This window comes from Rhodococcus baikonurensis (genome assembly GCF_040489275.1).
Taxonomy (GTDB): Bacteria; Actinomycetota; Actinomycetes; order Mycobacteriales; family Mycobacteriaceae; genus Rhodococcus_F; species Rhodococcus_F baikonurensis.
The window spans coordinates 92,608-112,890 of record NZ_JBEUOQ010000004.1; the positions used below are offsets into that span (position 1 = coordinate 92,608).

15 protein-coding genes and 1 pseudogene are annotated in these 20,283 nt (G+C 65.2%); 11 read left to right on the top strand and 5 right to left on the bottom strand.

All coding sequences use genetic code 11. The features are described from left to right. Positions 1-20: 20 nt before the first annotated feature. Both ABWI03_RS11285 and ABWI03_RS11290 read right to left on the bottom strand, forming a co-directional pair. Positions 21-620, bottom strand: coding sequence for a TetR/AcrR family transcriptional regulator (locus tag ABWI03_RS11285; RefSeq protein ID WP_003945885.1), 600 nt, complete (start codon positions 618-620; stop codon positions 21-23). Positions 621-692: 72 nt separating this feature from the next. After that, positions 693-1,871: a glycoside hydrolase family 3 N-terminal domain-containing protein gene (locus ABWI03_RS11290; RefSeq protein WP_298779539.1), complete on the bottom strand. Its 1,179-nt coding sequence runs from the start codon at positions 1,869-1,871 to the stop codon at positions 693-695. Positions 1,872-1,972: 101 nt separating this feature from the next. Between ABWI03_RS11290 and ABWI03_RS11295 the strand changes: the two genes are divergently transcribed. From ABWI03_RS11295 to ABWI03_RS11310, 4 genes are all read left to right on the top strand, one after another. After that, the gene (locus ABWI03_RS11295; RefSeq protein ID WP_003945900.1) at positions 1,973-2,440 is read left to right on the top strand and encodes a universal stress protein; all 468 of its coding nucleotides are present in this window, start codon (positions 1,973-1,975) and stop codon (positions 2,438-2,440) included. A gap of 45 nt (positions 2,441-2,485) precedes the next feature. After that, entirely contained in the window at positions 2,486-3,574 is a 1,089-nt protein-coding gene (locus ABWI03_RS11300; protein ID WP_298779537.1) for an isochorismate synthase, read from the top strand. 129 nt (positions 3,575-3,703) lie between these two features. Then, the gene (locus ABWI03_RS11305) at positions 3,704-3,877 is read left to right on the top strand and encodes a DUF2613 domain-containing protein (protein WP_003945488.1); all 174 of its coding nucleotides are present in this window, start codon (positions 3,704-3,706) and stop codon (positions 3,875-3,877) included. 43 nt (positions 3,878-3,920) lie between these two features. After that, a complete protein-coding gene (locus tag ABWI03_RS11310) occupies positions 3,921-8,255 on the top strand; it encodes an alpha-(1->3)-arabinofuranosyltransferase (protein WP_353798729.1) in 4,335 nt (1,444 codons plus the stop codon). Between the two features lie 23 nt (positions 8,256-8,278). Here ABWI03_RS11310 and ABWI03_RS11315 read toward each other — a convergent pair. Continuing rightward, positions 8,279-9,328: pseudogene (locus ABWI03_RS11315) on the bottom strand (acyltransferase family protein); the annotation flags it as partial. A gap of 216 nt (positions 9,329-9,544) precedes the next feature. On the opposite strand from ABWI03_RS11315, the gene pgfA reads away from it, so the two are divergent. Together pgfA and ABWI03_RS11325 are read left to right on the top strand one after the other, a co-directional pair. Beyond that, complete coding sequence (pgfA, locus tag ABWI03_RS11320; RefSeq protein WP_095971372.1) at positions 9,545-10,678, top strand: cell envelope lipid trafficking protein PgfA; 1,134 nt, start codon at positions 9,545-9,547, stop codon at positions 10,676-10,678. A gap of 171 nt (positions 10,679-10,849) precedes the next feature. After that, on the top strand, positions 10,850-11,806 hold the full coding sequence (locus ABWI03_RS11325; RefSeq protein ID WP_298779530.1) for an ABC transporter substrate-binding protein: 957 nt from the start codon (positions 10,850-10,852) through the stop codon (positions 11,804-11,806). Here the strand turns inward: ABWI03_RS11325 and ABWI03_RS11330 are convergent. Then, a complete protein-coding gene (locus ABWI03_RS11330) occupies positions 11,787-13,013 on the bottom strand; it encodes a lipopolysaccharide biosynthesis protein (RefSeq protein ID WP_116057169.1) in 1,227 nt (408 codons plus the stop codon). The two genes, ABWI03_RS11325 and ABWI03_RS11330, sit on opposite strands and share 20 nt — an antisense overlap. Before the next feature lie 33 nt (positions 13,014-13,046). On the opposite strand from ABWI03_RS11330, the gene ABWI03_RS11335 reads away from it, so the two are divergent. Continuing rightward, positions 13,047-14,786 carry an MmpA family trehalose lipid delivery protein gene (locus tag ABWI03_RS11335; protein WP_298779512.1) on the top strand — a complete coding sequence of 580 codons (1,740 nt, stop codon included), beginning with the start codon at positions 13,047-13,049 and terminating at the stop codon, positions 14,784-14,786. On the opposite strand, the gene ABWI03_RS11340 is transcribed toward ABWI03_RS11335, so the two are convergent. Then, positions 14,733-15,947, bottom strand: a complete 1,215-nt coding sequence (locus ABWI03_RS11340) for a glycosyltransferase family 4 protein (protein WP_063314955.1) — start codon at positions 15,945-15,947, stop codon at positions 14,733-14,735. The genes ABWI03_RS11335 and ABWI03_RS11340 overlap by 54 nt on opposite strands. Positions 15,948-16,120: 173 nt before the next feature. Between ABWI03_RS11340 and ABWI03_RS11345 the strand changes: the two genes are divergently transcribed. The 4 genes from ABWI03_RS11345 to ABWI03_RS11360 all read left to right on the top strand — a co-directional run bounded on the left by ABWI03_RS11345 (position 16,121) and on the right by ABWI03_RS11360 (position 20,281). Further along, on the top strand, positions 16,121-16,891 hold the full coding sequence (locus ABWI03_RS11345; protein WP_003945692.1) for a class I SAM-dependent methyltransferase: 771 nt from the start codon (positions 16,121-16,123) through the stop codon (positions 16,889-16,891). 4 nt (positions 16,892-16,895) lie between these two features. Next, entirely contained in the window at positions 16,896-17,783 is an 888-nt protein-coding gene (locus ABWI03_RS11350) for an ROK family protein (RefSeq protein ID WP_298779489.1), read from the top strand. A 139-nt stretch (positions 17,784-17,922) separates the two neighbouring features. Beyond that, complete coding sequence (locus ABWI03_RS11355) at positions 17,923-19,110, top strand: phosphotransferase family protein (RefSeq protein ID WP_298779486.1); 1,188 nt, start codon at positions 17,923-17,925, stop codon at positions 19,108-19,110. A gap of 1 nt (position 19,111) precedes the next feature. Beyond that, on the top strand, positions 19,112-20,281 hold the full coding sequence (locus ABWI03_RS11360; RefSeq protein WP_095971378.1) for an Rv3169 family protein: 1,170 nt from the start codon (positions 19,112-19,114) through the stop codon (positions 20,279-20,281). The last annotated feature ends 2 nt before the right edge of the window (positions 20,282-20,283 follow it).

Below are 20,283 nucleotides of genomic sequence, written 5' to 3' on the forward strand. Positions count from 1 at the left end.
CGCTCAGATTGGTTTGGGGGCTATTCGGACTTCTTCTTGCCCGAGAGACCGCGCCACGCGAGGGATTCGAGTAGGTCCGCGGCGGCGTCTACTTCGATTTCCCCACCCGCGACCCGGTCGGCTACCGCCTCACCGGCGCCGACGAGCGCGATGGCGATGATCCCGTAATCGTGCGCGGCATCAGGATCCTTGGTGCTGGACTCGAGCAGATGCGCGGTCAACTCGATCAACCGATCGCGGCTCGACTGCACGGTTCCCGCAAAAGCCTGCTGCCCGACGGCCTGACGGTAGAGCACCATCCATGACTTGCGGTTTGCGCCCACGAACCCGAGGAAGCCCTCGAGAGCGGCGCGCAATTGTTCACGCGGAGTCAGGTTCGGCGCGCCCGCGGGGGCGAGAGCTTCGAGGAAGCGGAGCCCTTCACGATGAATGCACGCCGCGAACAGTTCTTCCTTCGAGCCGTAGTACAGGTACAGCATCGGCTTCGAGATCTCGGCTTTGGCCGCGATGGTGTCCATCGAAGTTTCGTGAAATCCCCTGTCGGAGAACACGTCCACAGCCGCGTCGAGCATCTGCTGCTCACGCACTGCGCGTGGCAGTCGCTTGGTACCGCCGGCCATGCTTCCTCCAACCACAGGGTAAATGTCGATCTTACTCTACGGTAAGATTGTGCGTCGAATCCTGACTTCGACTCAGCAGGTCACGGCACCTTTGGCGGTGGCAACTGTGACGACGGCCTGATCGACCCGTGCCTGCGGAAGCTCACCCGACGCGACGGCCTGCTCGAGATGGTCGAGCACCCGCGGAACGTCATCAGTGGTCAGCCACAGTGCCTGATCGACACCTGCCACCAGCGCAGCCTGAACCGCGTCGGCAATATCGTATCGGTCGGTGATCGCCTGCATACCGCTGAGGTCGTCGGTGAATACCGGGCCGGTGAACGGCGCTGCGCCGTAACCCACTCCGTCGCGAAGCAACGCAACGGCGGCGGGGCTGATACTGGCAGGGGTACCGGGCTCGGTCAGACCGGGAACCTCGAGGTGCCCCATCATGACGCCGACTCCGGTTCCCGACAGCTCGCGAAAGGGAATCAAGTCCGACGCGATCAGATCCTGCAAGGGCGGCGTTGTCACTTCACCCCGGTGCGAGTCACCCGACGCGCTGCCATGCCCGGGAAAGTGCTTGATCACCGGGAAGATTCCGGCGTCGCGCATACCCTGCGCGTACGCACCGGCGTACGCAACCACGGTCTGGGGGTCGTCGGAGTACGAGCGGTCACCGATCACGGAGTCGTCGGGTTGGCTGCTGACGTCGACGTCGGGGGCGTAGTTGACGGTGATTCCGAGATCCTTCAACCCGCGTCCACGCTCGAGAGCCATCTGGTACGTCTGTTCCACTGTCATGGTCTGCGCTGTTTCCCTGGCCGACGGATCGGGCCCGAGGATGTCCGCGACGCGGGAAACTCGTCCACCTTCTTCGTCGATCGTCACCATCAACGGCAACTTCGACGCCGAAGCAACCTGCGGCACTTCGCGATTGGTGAGCATCGACTGATCGGTCCAACTTCCGACGAAGATACCGCCGATCTCCTCGTTCTGCACTATCGACAACGCGTCGTCGGTCCCGGTGACGCCGACGTTGAGCAGCTGGGCAAGTTTCTGACGCAGGGACAGTGAAGCCAGAAGGTCACTACCGCACGACGCGGCGACGGGTGCGGAGCTGGACGCCGCAGGCGTCGACGTGATCTCGGAGATGGTGCTGGTCGGGGCGCTCGAAACCGGATCGGCGGTCCCGTTTTCGCCCGAGCATCCCGCAACCAACCCTCCGCACAATGCAATGGTCGTCGCAGCCTTCAGAAACTTGATCCGCATACCTCGACCGTAACGGACCCGGTACCCATACACTCCCTCACGGGCACATCGGGACGGTAGCCTGGAAGAGAACCGATTCCCCCGCTGACGAGGAGGTCGTGATGCCACAAGGTCTGATGCTCATCGCGTACGACGGTTCCGACAACGCCAAGCGTGCAGTCGACTACGCGGGGCGTTTCCTCTCCGCCAATCGCGCTGTTCTCGTCACTGCCTGGGAGCCGATGGTTCGCCAGGCCGCTCGCATGTCCGGCCTGTCCGGGGTGATGCAACCGGAGTGGGTTCCCGACGACGACGTCGAGGACATCGCGTACACCGACGCCAAAGTCACCCTCGCCGAGGGCGTCGCACTGGCCGAGGCCGCGGGCCTGACCGTCGAAGGCAGGAGCGCCGAGTGCCGCTCCGCGATCTGGTCCGCAATCTGCGAAACCGCAGACGAATTGGACGTCGACATCATCGTGACCGGCACCCGCGGTACTACGGGTTTGCGGTCGCTCCTACAGAGCAGCGTCGCGGATCATGTTCTGCGTCACAGTCATCGGCCGGTGTTGATCGTCCCTCCGGGGAAGTGACCTTCGCGCATTCCTGATCCGGGGCCGACTAGTGTCGAAAGCACCATGGACGGTTTTGTTCTCTCGCGCCCCGATCACAGCGTGGTCACCCGCGGCGTACGACGCAGCTTCGACAGCTCCGACGCGGCCACCCACGCTCTGTCGGCAGGTACGACAAAGCTGATCGTCGGAGCGCTCCCCTTCGACCCGGCTGCCGCAACGGCGTTGTACGAACCTGCCGAGGCGACGATCGCGTCGCGGCCGTGGCAACCGGTCGATCCCCCGGCGCTGCCCACGACCAAGGTGGGCCGGGAGATCCCGTCGTCGTCGGAGCATCTTCGCCGGGTGGAAAAGTTGATCGGACGCCTCCGCAGCGGAGAAATCGACAAGGTGGTCGCGGCTCGCACTGTGGAACTTCGGACGCAGACTCCGATCTCCCCGACCGCGCTCGCCGCTCGCATGACGGCGCTCAATCCCGTCGCCAACACCTTTGCCGTCGACCTATCTGCTGCGGGAGCCGCATTCGAGGGCCACAGCCTGGTCGGCGCAACGCCTGAGGTATTGGTCAGTCGACGCGGGCGCGTCGTGACGTGTCGCCCGTTGGCCGGGACCACAAAGCGATCCGCCGACTCCGAACAAGACCGCGAGGCCGGCGAGAGCCTTCTGCGTTCGACGAAGAATCTGGCCGAGCACGCCTTCGTGACGTCGTGGATCCGCGAGGTCCTGCAACCGATGTGCAGTGATCTGTCGGTACCGGCAACTCCCGAACTGACCAACACTCACGAGGTCTGGCACTTGGCCAGCCCGATCCGCGGCACCCTGCGAAACGTCACCACTGCGCTCGACCTCGCCATCGCTCTGCATCCGACGCCCGCGCTGTGCGGAACACCCACCGATGCAGCACTGAAGGTCATCCGCGAAACCGAGGAACCGCGGCGTTTCTACGGCGGCGCCGTGGGATGGTGCGACGACGCCGGCGACGGTGATTGGGTGGTTGCCATCCGCTGCGCCGAGATCAGTGCAGACGGCCTCAGTGCCTGGGCCAGCGCGGGTGGCGGAATTGTCGCCGAATCGGATCCGCAGGACGAACTCGACGAGACGTCCACGAAACTGCGCACTCTGTTGACCGCGCTCGGTGCCGAAACCCTCGACTGACCAGCACGTCACGAGGGTAATCGTCCGGATTCTCGAGTGCGGGTGATACCTTGACCCGAGCAGTTCGTACGGGCCGGTAAGTCCGTCCGACCGCGAACGACCGACTAACGACCAATTGGGAGATCCGCGATGACGAAGTTCCTTGTCCCCGGTGTGGCCAGCGCTGTCATCGGTGCCGTTCTGGGTGCCGGCGTCATCTTCGGTGTCACGGCCGCCGCGTCGGACAACACTCGTCCCGAGATCGACCGCAGCGGAAACGCAGATTCTTCCGTGCTGAACCAGGTTGAGTACGGCAGCCGCTGAGAGCGCAGGCCTCGCGAGTTCCCGTTCTTCCGCCGACGCAGCGGTGTCTTCGGTAGACACCGCCCCGTCGGCAGAGCCCCTGTCGAAGCGGTGGCTGTTCGGCGCCTCCGTCGTAGCGTTTCTTCTCACCTTTCTGCAATCGCCGGGTCTGATCACCGCTGACACCAAGTACGACCTGACGCAGAATCCGTTCGGTTTTCTCGAACGCGCGTCGCATCAGTGGAGTAGTCAGGCCCCGCTCGGCCAGGTTCAGAACCAGGCCTATGGATATTTCTTTCCGCACGGGCCGTTCTTCGCGCTCGGCGAGTTGGCGAACGTTCCGCCGTGGATCACTCAGCGCGTCTGGTGGGCGCTGCTTCTGATCGCAGGTTTCTGGGGCATCATCCGAGTTGCCGAGGCTCTCGGTATCGGCAGCCGTAGTTCGCGCGTCATCGCAGCGGTTGCCTTTGTTCTTTCTCCCCGCGTGCTGACCACTCTCGGTTCGATTTCCTCGGAAACCCTGCCGATGATGTTGGCGCCGTGGGTGTTGTTGCCGGTGATTTTGGCCTTCGGCCCTGTGCGTGGAAAAGGAGTCCCTGGACTCCCTAACCGCTCACGGGGGTTGAGGCGGTTGGCCGCACAATCCGCGCTTGCCGTCGCCCTCATGGGTTCGATCAATGCCGTCGCCACCGCCGCAGCCTGCCTGGTCGCGATCATCTGGTGGCTCTCGCACAAACCCAACCGAACGTGGCTGACGTTCACCGCATGGTGGGCGCTGTTCGTCGCACTCGGCACTCTCTGGTGGATCGTGCCGCTACTGCTGCTCGGCAAGATCAGCCCACCGTTCCTGGACTACATCGAGTCCGCCGGTGTCACCACTCAATGGGCGTCGCTCGCCGAGATACTGCGCGGCACGGACAGTTGGACCCCGTTCGTCTCCCCCGAACGCATTGCCGGCGCCGTTCTGGTCACCCAGCCCGCAGCAGTTGTCGCCACCGGTCTGGTTGCCGCTGCCGGCCTCGCCGGGCTCTGCATGCGGTCCATGCCCGCTCGCGGCCGGCTGACGCTCATCCTGTTCGTCGGTATCACCGGTCTGGCCGCGGGGTACGTAGGTGAACTCAGCTCGCCGGTATCGGAGTCAGTGCGTCTGTTCCTCGACTCGGCGGGCGCTCCGCTGCGCAACGTCCACAAGCTCGAGCCGCTGGTCCGTCTACCGCTGGTGCTGGGACTCGCACACCTGCTGGCCAAAGTGCCGCTGCCGGGATCGGTTCCACTCGCCCGATGGCGGCGTGCGTTCGCCCATCCCGAGCGCGAACCGATGGTCGCACTGACCAGCCTGATCCTCGTTGCCCTCACCCTCTCGACGGCCTTGGCCTGGACGGGAAAGCTCGCTCCCCGCGGAGCGTATCCGGACGTCCCCTCGTACTGGAACGAAGCAGCACAGTGGCTCGAGGACAACACCTCCCCCGGATCGGAAGCCGAACGTGCCCTGGTCGTCCCGGGAGCGCCCTTCGGCAGCCAGGTCTGGGGTCTGACGCGTGACGAACCGCTTCAGGCGTTGGCGAGTACGCCGTGGGCGGTGCGTGACTCGGTCCCGCTGACCCCGCCCGGCGCCATCCGAGCGCTCGATTCGGTCCAACGTCTGATCGCCGACGGACGTCCGTCGGACGGCCTCGCGCAGACCTTGCTGGGGCAGGGCATCCACTATCTGGTGATGCGCAACGACCTCGACGGCGAAACGTCGCGCTCGGCCAGGCCGATACTCGTGCACCAGGCGGTCGAAGGCTCGCCGGGGATCGAGCGCGTCGCGCATTTCGGTGAAGACGACAGCCCCGAACCGATCGAAGGGCTGGTCGCGGACAGCGACCTGCGTCCCGGTTACCCGGCCATCGAGATCTTCGAGGTCACCGCACCTGACGGCACCCCGGCGGTCAGTGGACCGTACTCCGTCGACCTGAACCAGGTTCCGCGCGTTCAAGGCGGTCCGGAATCTGCTGTGCGCCTTCACGAAAACGGGCTGATCCCGGGGACCGGCCCGATGATTCTCGCCGCCGACGCCGAAGCTGCCGGACTGCCGGTCGATTCGGTCACCGTCACCGACACCCCACGCGATCGGGAAACCGATTTCGGTCAGGTCGACAACCACAGTTCCGCCCTGCGCACGCCCGACGACGCACGTCGTACCTACAATCTGGTGCCCGACTACCCGGTTGCGAACACGCCTCTCGTGGAAGGCCGCTGGAGTGGCGCCTCGATCACCGTTTCCAGCGCAGCCTCCGACGCCACCCAGCTGGGCGGCACCTCACCGTCGAGCAGTCCGGCATCGACGGTCGACGGCGATCCGGCCACCGGCTGGTTCAGCAACGGCATCGAGCGTGCACTGGGCCAGTGGTTGCAGATCGACTTCGACACACCGATTTCCAGTGGCCTGCTCCATCTGACCACCAGCGCCGCGGCGATCGGCGCTCCGGTCAAATGGCTCGAGGTCTCGACACCGAACGGCAGCACGGCGGTGAAGGTGGAGCGTCCCGGTGAGCCCATCACCGTCTCGATCCCGGGCGGCAACACTCCGTGGGTACGCGTCACGGCGACTCACACCGAAAACGGATCGCCTGGAACACAGTTCGGCATCAGCGAACTCTCCGTCGAAGACTTCTCCGATCGCAGCGCGCCGAAGTCCGTCCCGATCCGTTTCGACACAGTCATGCCGAGTACGCCGGCGGACGCATCCGTGAACGCTTGGAACCTGAGCCAGGAGTTCCCCGGCCGCAACGCGTGTGCCGACTCGACGGACCGCGTGCGGTGCAGCAATGCATTCATGGCCATACCCGAAGAGCCGAGCCGTTTCCAGCGCACGCTCACGGCGCCCGAAAACACAGTCGTTGCACCGACACTGACTGTCCGAGCGCGTCAGGGCAACGCCCTCGAAGATCTGCTTTCCGCCCCACGCCGAATCACGGCTTCGGGTTCCAGCGACATCGGCGACACACGCGGATCTGCCTTCGCTGCCACCGACGGCGACCCACGCACCACGTGGTCGGCGCCGCAGAGCACCACCGAACCGGGCGGCCCGAAACCGACTCTGACTCTCAACCTTCCCGAACCCACCCTGGTCACCGGCCTGGACATCACACGAGGACTTGGCACCCTGCCCTCGCTGCCGACCAGCGTCGCGGTGAACCTCGGCAACGGACCGCAGGTTCGAGAGCTGCCCGACCTCGAAGACGAAACGCCTCGAACCAGTCGAGTTACCCTCTCCCCCTACGTCACCGACAAGATCGTCCTCAGCGTCACCGATTGGGAACCGGTCCTCGATCAGACGGCACTCGGCTTCGCCCAGGCGCAGCCCACCGGCCTCGCCGAGGTCGGCGTCGTCGGCGCAGACGGGACACCGATCGCCGGTTCCGGCGTGCAGGGCACAGACTCATTCGACAACCGCACCGTCACCGTCCCCTGTGGTGACGGCCCGACCATTTCGGTTGCCGGACAGCAGTTCCCTACCTCGATCACAGCGACGGCGGCCCAACTTCGCACCGGCGCACCGGTCGAGGCACGTGTGTGCGACCTGGACGCGTCGGCAACTTTGCCGGCGGGACAGCCTGAAGTAGTCGTCGAACCGGGCCCCGCATTCTCGGTCGACAATCTCAACCTGACGGCTGTCGGTCCTTCAGCCGCGCAACGGAATACACCGCTCGAATCGACCGCGTGGACGGCGAATCACCGGGAACTCACCGTCACGAACTCGTCCACCGATCAGTTGATCGTCAATCCCGAGAGCACCAGCATCGGTTGGATCGCCACGGCGCCGGACGGTTCCAAGCTGACGCCGGTGGTCGTGAACGGTTGGCAGCAGGGCTGGATCGTGCCGGCAGGCACCGCGGGAACCGTCACCATCGACTTCCCCAGCGACCGTTGGTACCGTCTCGGCATCTTCGGCGGGCTCGTGTTGCTGATCCCGCTGCTGTTCGCAGCTCTTGTCCCCACCCGCCGAGAACCCAAGCCGCACATACCGCCCCGCCCGTGGCGCAGCGTCGCGGCAGGATGGGTGGGCGTGCTCGCGGCGGCCACCGTCATCGGCGGCGGAGTGGGAGCGGCGATCGCCGTCGTGTGCTCGATCCTCGGACTTGCCGCGCTGCGAATCTTCGGCCCGGCTCGGACCGCACGCATTCTGGTCGGCACTGCCGGCGTGGCCGCGATGATCGGCATCACGCTGCTCTCGACCGGACCGTGGCGGGCACCGGGCGGCTATGTGGGCGATTCGTTCGCGATTCAGTTCTCGACGTTGGTGGCCTTGGTCGTGACCGGGTTGGCCGCGTTGCCCTTTGCCGGTTCACCGATGTGGCGGCGCTTCTCCCACCGCGTCACCGCGACGCGCGCCGGTTCCTCCACCAAGGCGTAACTGGCCGAGGCCACAGCGACGCTCAGGACGACCGTGAGGGCCAGGACGTAGAAGAAGCTGCCCGAGAACGGAACTATGCCGAATACGGGGAACACAGCGTTCAGTACGGCCAGGTGCCAGATGAACAGGCCGTAGGACCAGCGTCCGATTGCCAGCGCCAAAGGACTGGCCAGGAACCGATGCTGCGATTGATCGCGCAGAACCAGTGGCGCGATCAACGAGAAGCTGATGATCGCACCGAGTGCAATCTTGATCGCGTACTGCCACGGCTCCGGCCGCACCAGACCTTCGGGCCCGGCCAGATCGGTGCACGAGAGAACGAAGGCGACAAAGGCAATGAGGGTCAGGAGTACCCGACGGTGCGCGAGGCGATGCACCCATGTCGACGGGCCCACTGCCAGCTCGGCCAGCACCATGCCGGCGCCGAACCACGGCAGGTAGCCCGGCAACCAGTTGTCGTGGTGGATGGCGTCCGGCGTCGGAATCGGAATGAATGCCCACGCCAGGGCCAGCACCGACACTCCGAGCAGAAGCGGTAGCCGGTACCGGGCAGTGCCGCCGCGCAACCGCACCATCAGATACGCGAACAGTGGCAACAGAACGTAGAACGCCACCTCGACCGACAGGCTCCACATCTGCGTGAGCCCCTCGGTGAGCGTCAACGGCACGAAGACCTGTGCCAACCCGAGATTCGCGAGCCACACCTGGTAGCCCCCACCGGCGCCGGGCAGGAACAGCAGGATCAGGACCACCGCCACCCAGTACGCCGGCAGGATGCGCGTCGCGCGGGAGATCCAGTACCGGACCGTCGGCTGCGGCTGCCCGATTCCACGGGCCTTTGCCGCGTGCGGACGCCACAGCAGAAATCCGGACAAAGCAAAGAACACCGCTACGGCGAGGTCGAGTCGGCCGAACGCCCGCCCGATCGCGCCGGATTGCGCTTCACCGGTCTGGAACGCGACATGGGTGACGAGGACGCCGAGCGCGGCCAATCCACGCATACCGTCCAAAGCCGGAACAAAGCCCCGAGCCTGTGGCGGGACCGTCTGAGAGGAATTCGTGGAACTGATCATCACGGATAAGTGTGCACCCCAGGCCGATTGAGGGAAACCACCAGGGACTCACAACAAAATGCCTGGCCAATTCATGCCCTCATGCGACAAACCGGGCCGGTGGACTGTTAGTGTTCTGCCACACATGGTGTCCATCGGGGGCCCCATGCGATCTGCGCAGCTCATATTGTGCCGGTTGGGGAACCTCGAAAGACTTAACGGGTTAGGAGTCACAGCATGGCGGAACGCTCAGGGCCGAGCCGGATACTTCCTTGCATTCTGGTGGGCCTCGGTGCCTTCCTTTTGGCCATCGCCATCCTCATTCCTACCTACACGGTAGGCAAGCTGGAGAAGACGCCACTCGACCTCGAGGTGACCACCGTCGCCACAGGCACCGGTAGCGTCCTCAACTCGGCGGCCCTCCTCGCCGGTAAGGCACAGGTCGACAACAACGTGCCGATCGTCGCTCAGCGCTACGTCACCACGCAGGACCCGTCGGACGCCGACATCATCACCGTCGAAGCCGGCCAGACGGTCCGTCGTACCGACAAGCAGGGCGATACCGGACTGCTGACCGCAACCCTGGACCGCGTCACACTCGATCGCGTCAGCTCGATGCCGACCAACGATCCGGTCGGAACCGTCCAGACCTCCAGCGACCAGCCCGCCGAAGAAGTTTCCCGCGACGGTCTGCAGTACAAGTTCCCGTTCAACACGGAACAGAAGAGCTACCCCTACTTCGACCTGAACGCTCGCGCCACGAAGGACATCGACTTCGTCGAAGAGACCGAGATCAACGGTCTGAAGGTGTACCACTTCCAGCAGACGATCGATCCCGTCGACCTGTCGAAGGTCGTCAACTCCCCCACCAACAAGCTGAGCCTGCCCGCCGACACCTGGGGCGTTCCCGGTGGCGCTACTCCGATCACGATGACGCGTTGGTACACCAACGTCCGTGACCTGTGGGTCGAGCCCAAGACCGGCGTTGTCGTCAAGGGCCAGGAACAGTTGCACCAGTACTACGGACGCAACAAGGATGCCGTCGACGTCGAGGTTCTCAAGGTCACGCTGCCCTTCGACGAAGCCACCATCGAGTACCAGGTCCAGCAGGCCCGTGACGGCATGGACAAGCTCTCGCTGTTCGGCCGCACCGTCCCGATCGTGGCAGGTGTCCTCGGTGTCATCGCACTGATCGCCGGTATCTTCCTCGGGATTCGCAGCGGCAAGGGCGGAACCCCGGCCCGCGCTGCACACGGCGGAACGAACCAGAATCCCAGCGGCCAGGGCTCGCCCGAGCCGGCTCCGGGTGAGCACGACTGGACCTCGGACGACACCCAGGTGATCCCGCGTCCGGATCTGCGCAAGGACTGATTCAGGCAGTAAGCAGAGCGCCCCTTCCACACGGAAGGGGCGCTCTGCTGCGTTTCGGGACTTTTGTTGCCGGATCGGCGTACGGATTGGCGCAACGGGTCGTTCCCTCCGCGTGGTCGCGGGCTTACCGTTTTCTGGAAGTCCAGACCACCCCCGAACACGAGGAGCCACATGCCCGCATCAACCGTTCTGGGTTCGCACATCTGTGTCAGCGATCTGACGCGACGGAGATTTGTTGTCGGCACGGCTGCATTCTCCGGGCTGTTCGCCGCCGGTTGCGCGAGGTCCGCCGGTACCGAGGGCGATTCGGCCGGGATGCGCACGGTCACGACCTCGCTCGGAACCTACGACATTCCGGTGACACCGAAACGCGTCGTCGCCATCGACTCCCGACTCGACCTCGAACCAGCCGTTGCGATGGGCCTGCCGGTCATCGCGTACAGCTTCGACGCCGCCGAGCCGTGGGTTCCGGCCGATCCCACGGCACAGGTGTTCGAGGCACCGGTCAACGTCGAGGCAATTCTCGCGCTGGAACCGGACCTGATCATCTGCACCGACATCGGTGAGGCCTCCGACATGTGGCCGCTACAGCAGTTGAGCCAGACAGCGCCTGTGCTTCCGATGGACTTCACGCGCCCGTGGCGCGAGAACATCGATCAGCTGGCGAGTTGGCTGAATCGCACCGAGAACCCCGACGTCCGTCAGGTCATCGGAGCGTACGAGGACAAGGCAGCCGGATTGAAGGAACGCCACGCCCCGAGCTTGGCGAGCAAGCAGATCGTGCTGCTGAACTACGTGAATCAGAAGGTCAACGGCGTCAACCGCAAGGGCATCTCCACACAGGTGGCCGAAGACCTCGGCGTCCAGCTCCAGTGGCCGGTCGAGGGACAGAAGGAGATCTCTACCGAAAACCTCGTGACTGCCCTCGACTCGGCCGACGGAATGATCGTCACCACCCCGCCCGGCGTGGATCCCGTCAGCCACGACCGCGCGATGTGGAACCGTATCCGCGCAGTACAAGGCGACAACGTCGTCTACACGGGTGGGAACATCAACTACGGATCCGTCTACACCGCGATGCGTACGCTCGACTACTTCGACGATTTGTTCACGCGTCTGGAGAACTGACGCCGGTGTGAGGTGCCGGCCGGGCGCGGTCGGCACTTCGCACTGCGGCGACGGACACCGCCAACGCCGTCGTCGACGCAACCACCACGGCGACGCCGATCAACTCTCCCGGCGTCTTCGCCCACACCAGCATCACCGTCGCCTCCACGGCCAGTCCTGCCCACGCCAGAACGGCCACTCGTGTGCGTTCTGACGCGATTGCGGACAGCAAAGCACCCTGGAGTACCGCCAGCGCTGCACCGTGCAGGGCGAAGGCCCACAGCATCGGAGCCACGGCGGCGTACGCGTCGCCCACGAGCATCGGCACCAGCGGGCCGGCAACCGCGGCCCCCAGAACCAGGACGGCGCCGATACCGACGAGCACCGCCAACGCCGAGCGAACCGCCTGCGCCGAGTGCGCCGGGTTCGCCATCTTCGGGTACAGCACGACGCCCACTGCCTGTGGCAGCCAGAACGCCACCTTCGTCGCGACGGCGCCGAGTGCGTAGACACCGGCGTCGTATTCGCTGAGAACGACACGGACGATCAGCAGGTCCAGCGAAGACAACGCGATCAGCGCGAGCTGAACCTGAGACGCCGCGAGCACGGAGACGACGCCGATACGCACCGGACGGTCCTCGCTCACCGAGACGGTTCGGTCGACCACTCGAACTATCGCCACCAGCAACGCAGTTCCGGCCGCGCCCGCGACCAATGCCGCGCCTGCTCCGCCGCCGAAAGCCAGAACGATCACTGCCGGAAGGACTTTCATCACCCCGGCCCCTGCCAGTACGGCGCTGAGAGTGCCGAATCGACCGTGTCCTTGCAACAACCCCTGCTCCGTGGCCAGCAGAACCAACATGGGCGCAGTCACCAATGCCGAGAACGACGCCACGATTCCGGTGTCGAGCAGCCACGCCATCGCCGGAGTGAGCGCCACCGCGAGGACGGCGACGATCGCGGTGCATCGATACCCCAACGACCGCAACGCATCTGTGCTCTTGCCACGCACCGCCTCGCGGGCGACCACCGTCTGCAACGCCAAAGCCGGAACCGCAAGTACCAACTGGGCGGCAAGCAGACTCGCGAACTCGCCGTAGCCGACCGGACCCAACCATCGGCTGGCCAACCATGCCAACAGGTACGACGCGACATTGGCCGTCATCGATCCCACCAAAACCATGCCGACCCCGGCCGCGGCGGCGCGATCGAGTGGTTGGCGAGGCATGGCAGTAATGATGCACCACGTATCGTGCGCGTCATGACAGTGCAAGCCGGATACCGCCGTTACCTGCCTGCGGCGTACAGCCTGGCGCTGGCACTGTTGATCCTCGGACCGCTGCTCGGCCCCGGCTACCTCCTGCTGCGCGACGCCGTCAGCACGCCGCGCTCGTACCTGACCGACTCCGCCCTCGGACTCACCGACGCCGCGGCCCGCGCCGTTCCCCAGGACGCACTGATCGCAGCGTTGAGCACCGTGATCGACGGCGGACTGGTGATCAAGTTCATCCTGCTCGTGGCGCTCTGGCTCGCCGGTTGGGGTGCGGCGCGCATGGTCGCCGTCCTGCTGCCGACGGCCGGTGTCGGTCCACAACTGGTCGCGTCGACGGTGATGCTCTGGAACCCCTACGTGGCCGAGCGCCTGTTACAAGGACATTGGAGCCTGCTGACCGGTTATGCCGCACTGCCGTGGATCGTGTGTGCCGGAATCGGAGTTCGCCGAGCCACGCCCGGGTCCTGGTGGGCGTTGGCCGCGTCACTGGCATACGCGGGTCTGACACCTACCGGCGCTCTGCTCGCTCTGACAGCCGCGCTGGTGGTGGTAGCCACCCCCGGAGGCCGAACCTCGGCCATGCGGCGTGTCTGCGGCGCTATCGGGCTGTTCCTCGTCGCCGCCTCGCCGTGGTTGGTCGCCACCTTCGTATCCGGAGCAGCAGGCGACGGTTCCGATCCAGCGGGAGTCGCCGCCTTTGCCGCCCGAGCAGAACCGGGACTCGCGACGCTCGGCAGCCTCGCCGGGCTCGGCGGTATCTGGAACTCGGCAGCGGTACCGTCCACGCGCACAACACTCTTCGCGTTGGTCGGAACAGTTCTTCTGCTTGTCGTGGTGTTTGCCGGTGTGCCCGCTCTATGGCGCCGACGCCGGAACCCCGTTGTCAGTGGACTCGGCGCGCTGGCCCTGTTCGCGGTGCTCGCTCCGACCCTGGGCGCTACTCCGTGGGGGCTCGACGTCGGCCGATGGTCGGTCGAGGTGTTCACCGGCGCCGGTCTACTGCGTGACGCGCAGAAGTGGGTCGCGCTGGCCGTCCCGTTCTACGCACTTGCTGCGGCCGCCGCGGTGATGTGGGCAGGAAATCGGTTCTCCCTCCCCCGCCCGGCATTCTCGGTTGCCGCCGTCGTGGTGACGATCGTGGTACTGCCGGATCTGGTGTGGGGTGTCGGCGGCGCGTTGAAGCCCGTGCACTACCCCGGTTCCTGGACCGTGGTGGCCGATCAACTGCGAGACGAAACCGGTGACGTTGCAGTGCTTCCCGCCGGAATGTTCCGCGCGTTCCCCTACAGCGGTGATGCGCCGGTACTCGACCCCGCACCACGCTTCCTACCCCTCGACGTGCTGCAGACCGGCCAACTGGTGGTTGCCGGTGGTGCTGTCGGTGGTGAAGGAACCCGGGCCACCCAGGTCGAGGACCTACTGCTGGCCGGCGGAAGTCCTACGCAGTTGGCCGATCTCGGAGTCGAATGGGTACTGATCGAGCGTGAGACACCAGGCCAACTCGGCAAGGCGGCAGCGACACTCGACGGATTGGAACAGGTCTTTGCCGACAACGATCTCGCGCTCTACCGGGTACCCGGAGATGTTGCCACGCAGGAAGCCTCGACCGGTGCCCGAACTGCCGTCATCGCTGCGCATCTCGCGTGGATACTGATGGGTGCGATCGCGCTGATCTCAGTCGGACTGAACCAGAACCGAATTCGACTCGCGAGGCGCGGCCAGTCCTGAGACCCACCGACCGTCCTTGTGCGCGGTCAGCACCTCGAGCACTCCGGTGCCGGTCTGCTCCCAGGAGAACTCGCCCGACCACACCCGAGCTTTCTCACCGAGCACCATGCGAAGTTCGTGGTCGCGGAGCAGAGTGCCGGCAGCCTGCGTCAGATCGGCGATGTCGCCGTCGCCGGCGTTCTCTCCCCCGACCAGAAGGCCCGTCACTCCGTCGACGATCGAATCGGTCAGACCCTTCGAACTGCGGTAACCGATCGTCGGAACACCGTGCTGCGCAGCCTCGATGACCGCCAGGCCCCACCCTTCCTTCCGCGAAGGCATGAGGTGGATCCACGATTGCGCCAGCAGTTCGTGTTTGCGAGCCTCGTCGACGTGGCCGTAGAACGAGACGGCGTCACCGATCCCCAACTCGGCGGCGCGATCGCGCAGGTTCTGCTCCCACCAACCACCACCGATGACGTCGAGATGGATGTCCGGAAGCGTCGGACGCAGGGCTGCGACGGCCTCGAGTGCGTCCTCGATCTGCTTGTGCGGCACCAGTCGTGAGAGAACCGAGATGGTGGGACGCTCGGCCCTGGTGATCGATCCACCCGCGTCGACGCCGACGGGGAGCCGATCGGCACCGTTACGCACCACGGCAATTCGTTCGCGCTCGACACCGAGGTCCACCAATTCTTCCGCTGAGGGAAGCGACACCGTCAGATACTGACTACGTCGATGGGTGCGCGGTGACAATCGCGATTCGACCCACCAGCCGATCCGGCCGACGAGCTTGCCTGCCACCGGCCACTGTTCGCGATGGCAGTGATGGACCAGAAGCGTGACCGGTGCACCCGCCACGGCCTTCGAGAAGAAGGGGATGCCGTTCTGGGTGTCGATCACCGCGTCGGGGCGGATGCCCTTGAGCGATCCGAAACCCAGACGTCCGGCGGCAATGGCGGCCAGAGCGCGGGGGTACACGCTGAAACGTCCACCGGCCCGGCTGATCGTGATGCCGTCTCGAACCTCCGACGCGGGCGCCCCGGGATACGACGCCGTCCGCAGCGTCACCTTGATACCGCGCTCGGCCAACTGGGATCCGACCTGCTCGAGGTAACGCTCGCTTCCACCGCCCTGGGGATGCCCGGTATCGCGCCAGCAGAGCAACAGAACCTCGCGCACGTGCGTTACTCCCTGAGTTGGTCGGTGGCCACCCCGGTTCGGGCGATCCTGCGGGATGCCCCGCCTGACCGGCCGGTAACCCTGCCGAACACCCTAACTGTTCGAGCGTCCGTATTGCCGCGCTCCTGACGGTGTTCGTGGACCTGGTGCCCCAGTGGCTAAAGTTGCTACCCGTGACCAAGCCCGCAGTGACCCGCATTTTCGGCCGACGGGCAACCCTGAAACGCTCGTTCGGCCTGCTCAGCGACTTCCGCCACGAGCAGTCCGCGCCCGACATCTTCTACGGCGCGCTCGCGCGCGACTCCGTCGAATTGATCTCGGACCTGCACGAAGGTCACACCGGGCGCTCCCTCGACGGTCTCACCGTCCTCGACGTGGGCGGCGGTCCGGGCTATTTCGCGGAGGTCTTCCAGGCCGCAGGTGCCCGCTACATTCCCGTCGAACCCGATCCGTCGGAGATGCATGCAGCAGGTCTGACGGTGGGCGGCGCGGTGCGCGGATCCGGTTTGGCACTGCCGTTCCTGGACTCGTCCGTGGACATCTGCTTCTCCTCCAACGTGGCCGAACACGTCAGCGAGCCCTGGCTGATGGCCGAGGAAATGCTGCGCGTGACCAAGCCCGGCGGCTTGATGGTTCTCTCGTACACCCTGTGGTGGGGTCCGTTCGGCGGCCACGAAACCGGACCGTGGCACGCGCTGGGCGGCGAGTACGCAGCCAAGCGGTACCTACGCAAGACCGGACGCGAACCGAAGAACAGATTCGGGGTGTCGTTGTTCAAAGTCGGCGCCACGGACGGCTTACGCTGGGCCCGTGGAACCAGCCAGGGCACGTTGCTCGCCGCGATCCCGCGCTACCACCCGTCGTGGGCGTGGTGGATGGTCCGAGTCCCCGGTCTGCGGGAGTTCCTGGTGAGCAACCTCGTCGTGGTTCTCGAAAAGCGATAGCGACATGCGCCTCGCAGTCGACATCGGTGGTACCAAGATGGCTGCCGGGGTCGTGTCCGAGGACGGCCGCGTTCCCGTGTTCGACAGCGTTCCGACGCCGCAGACCGACCCGTGGGGATCCTGTGCGGCGCTGCTCGAACGAGTCGCAGACGGCCGCGACGTCGACGGTGTGGGCATCGCGTGCGCCGGGCCGGTGGACACCGATGCCGGCGTCGTAGCTCCCATCAACATCTCCGAGTGGGCACAGGGATTCGAGCTGGTAGCGGGCGTCCGCAGCGTCTTTCCCGACGCCGGAACCGCCCTCGCCATGGACGGAGCCGCAGCGGCTTTGGCGGAGTTCCACCACGGCGCCGGACGCGGGACCCCGAACCTCCTGAGCCTGGTCGTCTCGACGGGAATCGGCGGCGGAATCGTTCTCGGCGGCGAGATTGCTCGGGGTCGCACGGGGAACGCCGGTCACATCGGCCACCTCGTCGTTCCAGGCTCTGCCGAACCGTGCAGCTGCGGGGGCGTCGGTTGCCTCGAGACGGTGGCCAGTGGGCCCGCCGCGGTGCGATGGGCTCGTAGCCAGGGATGGACGGGCACCACCGGCCGTCAGCTCGCCGAGAGCGCACACAGCGGGGACACGATCGCCGTGGACTCACTTCACCGCGCCGGCACGGCACTCGGTGGTGCCATCGCCTCGGCGGCCGCTCTCCTGGATGTGGACCTCGCGGTGATCGGCGGCGGTTTCGCCCAGTCGGGTACTCCGCTGTGGGAACCGATGCTCGACGCGGCTGCCCGACATGCCCGTTTGTCGTTCATTCAAGAGCTCCGGATCGTTCCCGCCGAGCTGGGTGGCGCCGGAACTCTGACCGGCGCGGGCCTGCTCTCGCTCACCGCCGTTATCTGACACGCGTTCTTCCCCGATAAATCCGCAGGGAGTCCCACTAAACGGGTGCCACCTGTTCCCAATTTCTGTAACGTGTTTTAGTGTTCTGACTCACACCGTTACGGGCATTGCACGTGACGCCTACGGGAAGGAGGTGACCGTGAGCCCAGACGCTTCCTCATCTGACGTTGCCTCGACCGCTTCTTCGACAGATGAAGCCGAGCATCACGCCCAGGTCGCCCGACCGAGCGATTCCCTCCGCGACACCGAAGACCTCCGTGAGCGCCTGGAACGGTGGATGGCCGGGAAGGTGCCGAGCGGATCCACCGTGACCGTCGCCGACGTCACCTTGCCCGCAGCCAACGGCATGTCCAGTGAAACCATTCTTTTCGACGCCACCTGGGACGGCGATCATCATCCCTTGGTCGCCCGGGTGGCGCCGACGGAATCGACCATGCCGGTGTTTCCGACGTACGACCTCGAATCCCAGTTCCGCACCATGGCTCAGGTGCGAAAGCATTCGGCGGTGCCCGTGCCTGCGGTGTACTGGTCAGAGTCCGATCCGGACGCGTTGGGTGCCCCGTTCTTCGTGATGGAACGAATCTCCGGCGACGTGCCGCCCGACGTCATGCCGTACAACTTCGGATCTTGGGTCACCGAAGCGTCCCCCGGGCAGCGAAATAGCCTCCAGCAGAACTCGGTCGGCGTCCTGGCTCAATTGCACGCCATCGACAAGCCTTGTGAGCGTTTCGACTTCCTCCGACTCCCGAATTCGGGAACGACTGCACGAGAAGCATTCACGGCGCACATCGCCGAGCAGCGCGCGTACTACGAGTGGGTGGTCTCCGACGGCGTCAGATCACCGCTCATCGAACGTGCCCTCGACTGGATCGAGGAGAACAATCCCGCGGACGATTCTCCGGCGGTGCTCTGTTGGGGCGACTCGCGCATCGGCAACGTCATGTACCAGGACTTCGCGCCGGTAGCCGTACTCGACTGGGAAATGGCAACTCTCGGCCCACGAGAGATGGATCTGGGCTGGATGGCATTCCTGCACAGGTTCTTCGAGGACATCGCCGGACTGGCCAACCTACCCGGTCTTCCCGACTTCCTTCGACTGCCGGATCTCGCGCAGACCTACGCCGAGATCACCGGCCACACCCCACACGATCTGGAGTTCTACGTTACCTACGCCGCACTGCGCCAGGCGGTGATCATGTGGCGAATCCAGGCCCGCGCCATAGCTTTCGGGCAGTCGCAGCGCCCCGAAGACCCTGACGACATGATCATGCACCGCGCTTCGCTCGCCTCGATGCTCGACGGTACCTACTGGGAGAGGTTGGCCTGACATGCTCTCACCGATGGACGACTATCCCGTTCACCAGATCGCCGAACCGATCCGTCACGTAGCCACCTCGGATCGAAACTTCTACGACCGCTACTACTTCAACTGCTACCCCACCGAATCCCCCGACGTGTTCCTCATCGTCGGACTCGGCCAGTACCCCAACCTCGGCGTCATGGACGCATTCGCAGTGCTTCGCCGCGGCGACGACCACATCGTTGCTCGCATGTCGAAGGCTCTGGGCACCGACCGTACCGACACCACCGTCGGACCTTTGCGCATCGAAGTGCTCGAAGGACTGCAGAAGCTCCGTGTCGTCCTCGAGCCGGGCAGCGACTACGATCTCTCCTTCGACATCACCTTCGATGCCACCATCCCGGCAGCGCTCGAGCCCAAGCACTTTCGCCGCCAACTCGAACGAGTCACGTTCGACACCTCACGCTTCCTGCAGACCGGAACCTGGACCGGATCGCTCACCGTCGACGGGGAGGAACTCGCGATCGACCCCACGACATGGCGGGGAAACCGCGACCGCTCGTGGGGCGTGCGACCGGTCGGAGAAGCCGAACCGCAGGGCAGACGCGCCGTCGACGGAATCCAGAACTTCTTCTGGATCTATGCGGTCATGCAGTTCGACGAGTTCACGATTTCGGTGATCATGCAGGAAGACGAACAGGGCAGGCGCATCGTCGAAGAAGCCATGCGGGTGTGGCCGGACGAAGCCAGGGACAACGAATGGCTCGGCCGGCCCGAACACGAGTTGACGTTCTGCCCCGACACCCGCGACGTCACCGGAGCGATCGTCACCTTCCACCGGCCGGGCGGTGAAGTCCTCACCGTCACCTGCGAACTGTTGCTGGCCAACTACATCGGAATCGGCACCGGCTACGGACTCGAACAGGACTGGCGTCACGGAATGTGGCAGGGCGAACTCGTCGTACAGGGACTGCGCCACAAGGTCCACGAGATCGAACCGTTCCAACGCATGTTCTCCCCCGTCGACAATCTCGCGTCCTTCACGCTCACCGAAGGCGCGAACACCCATACCGGCACCGGTCTCTTCGAGGTAGCCGCCATCGGACCGCACGAGAAATACGGATTCACCAGTTTCACCGACACCGCACAGGCAGACGACGCGTATGCCCTCGCGGCGACCGACAACACCGAGGAATGAAT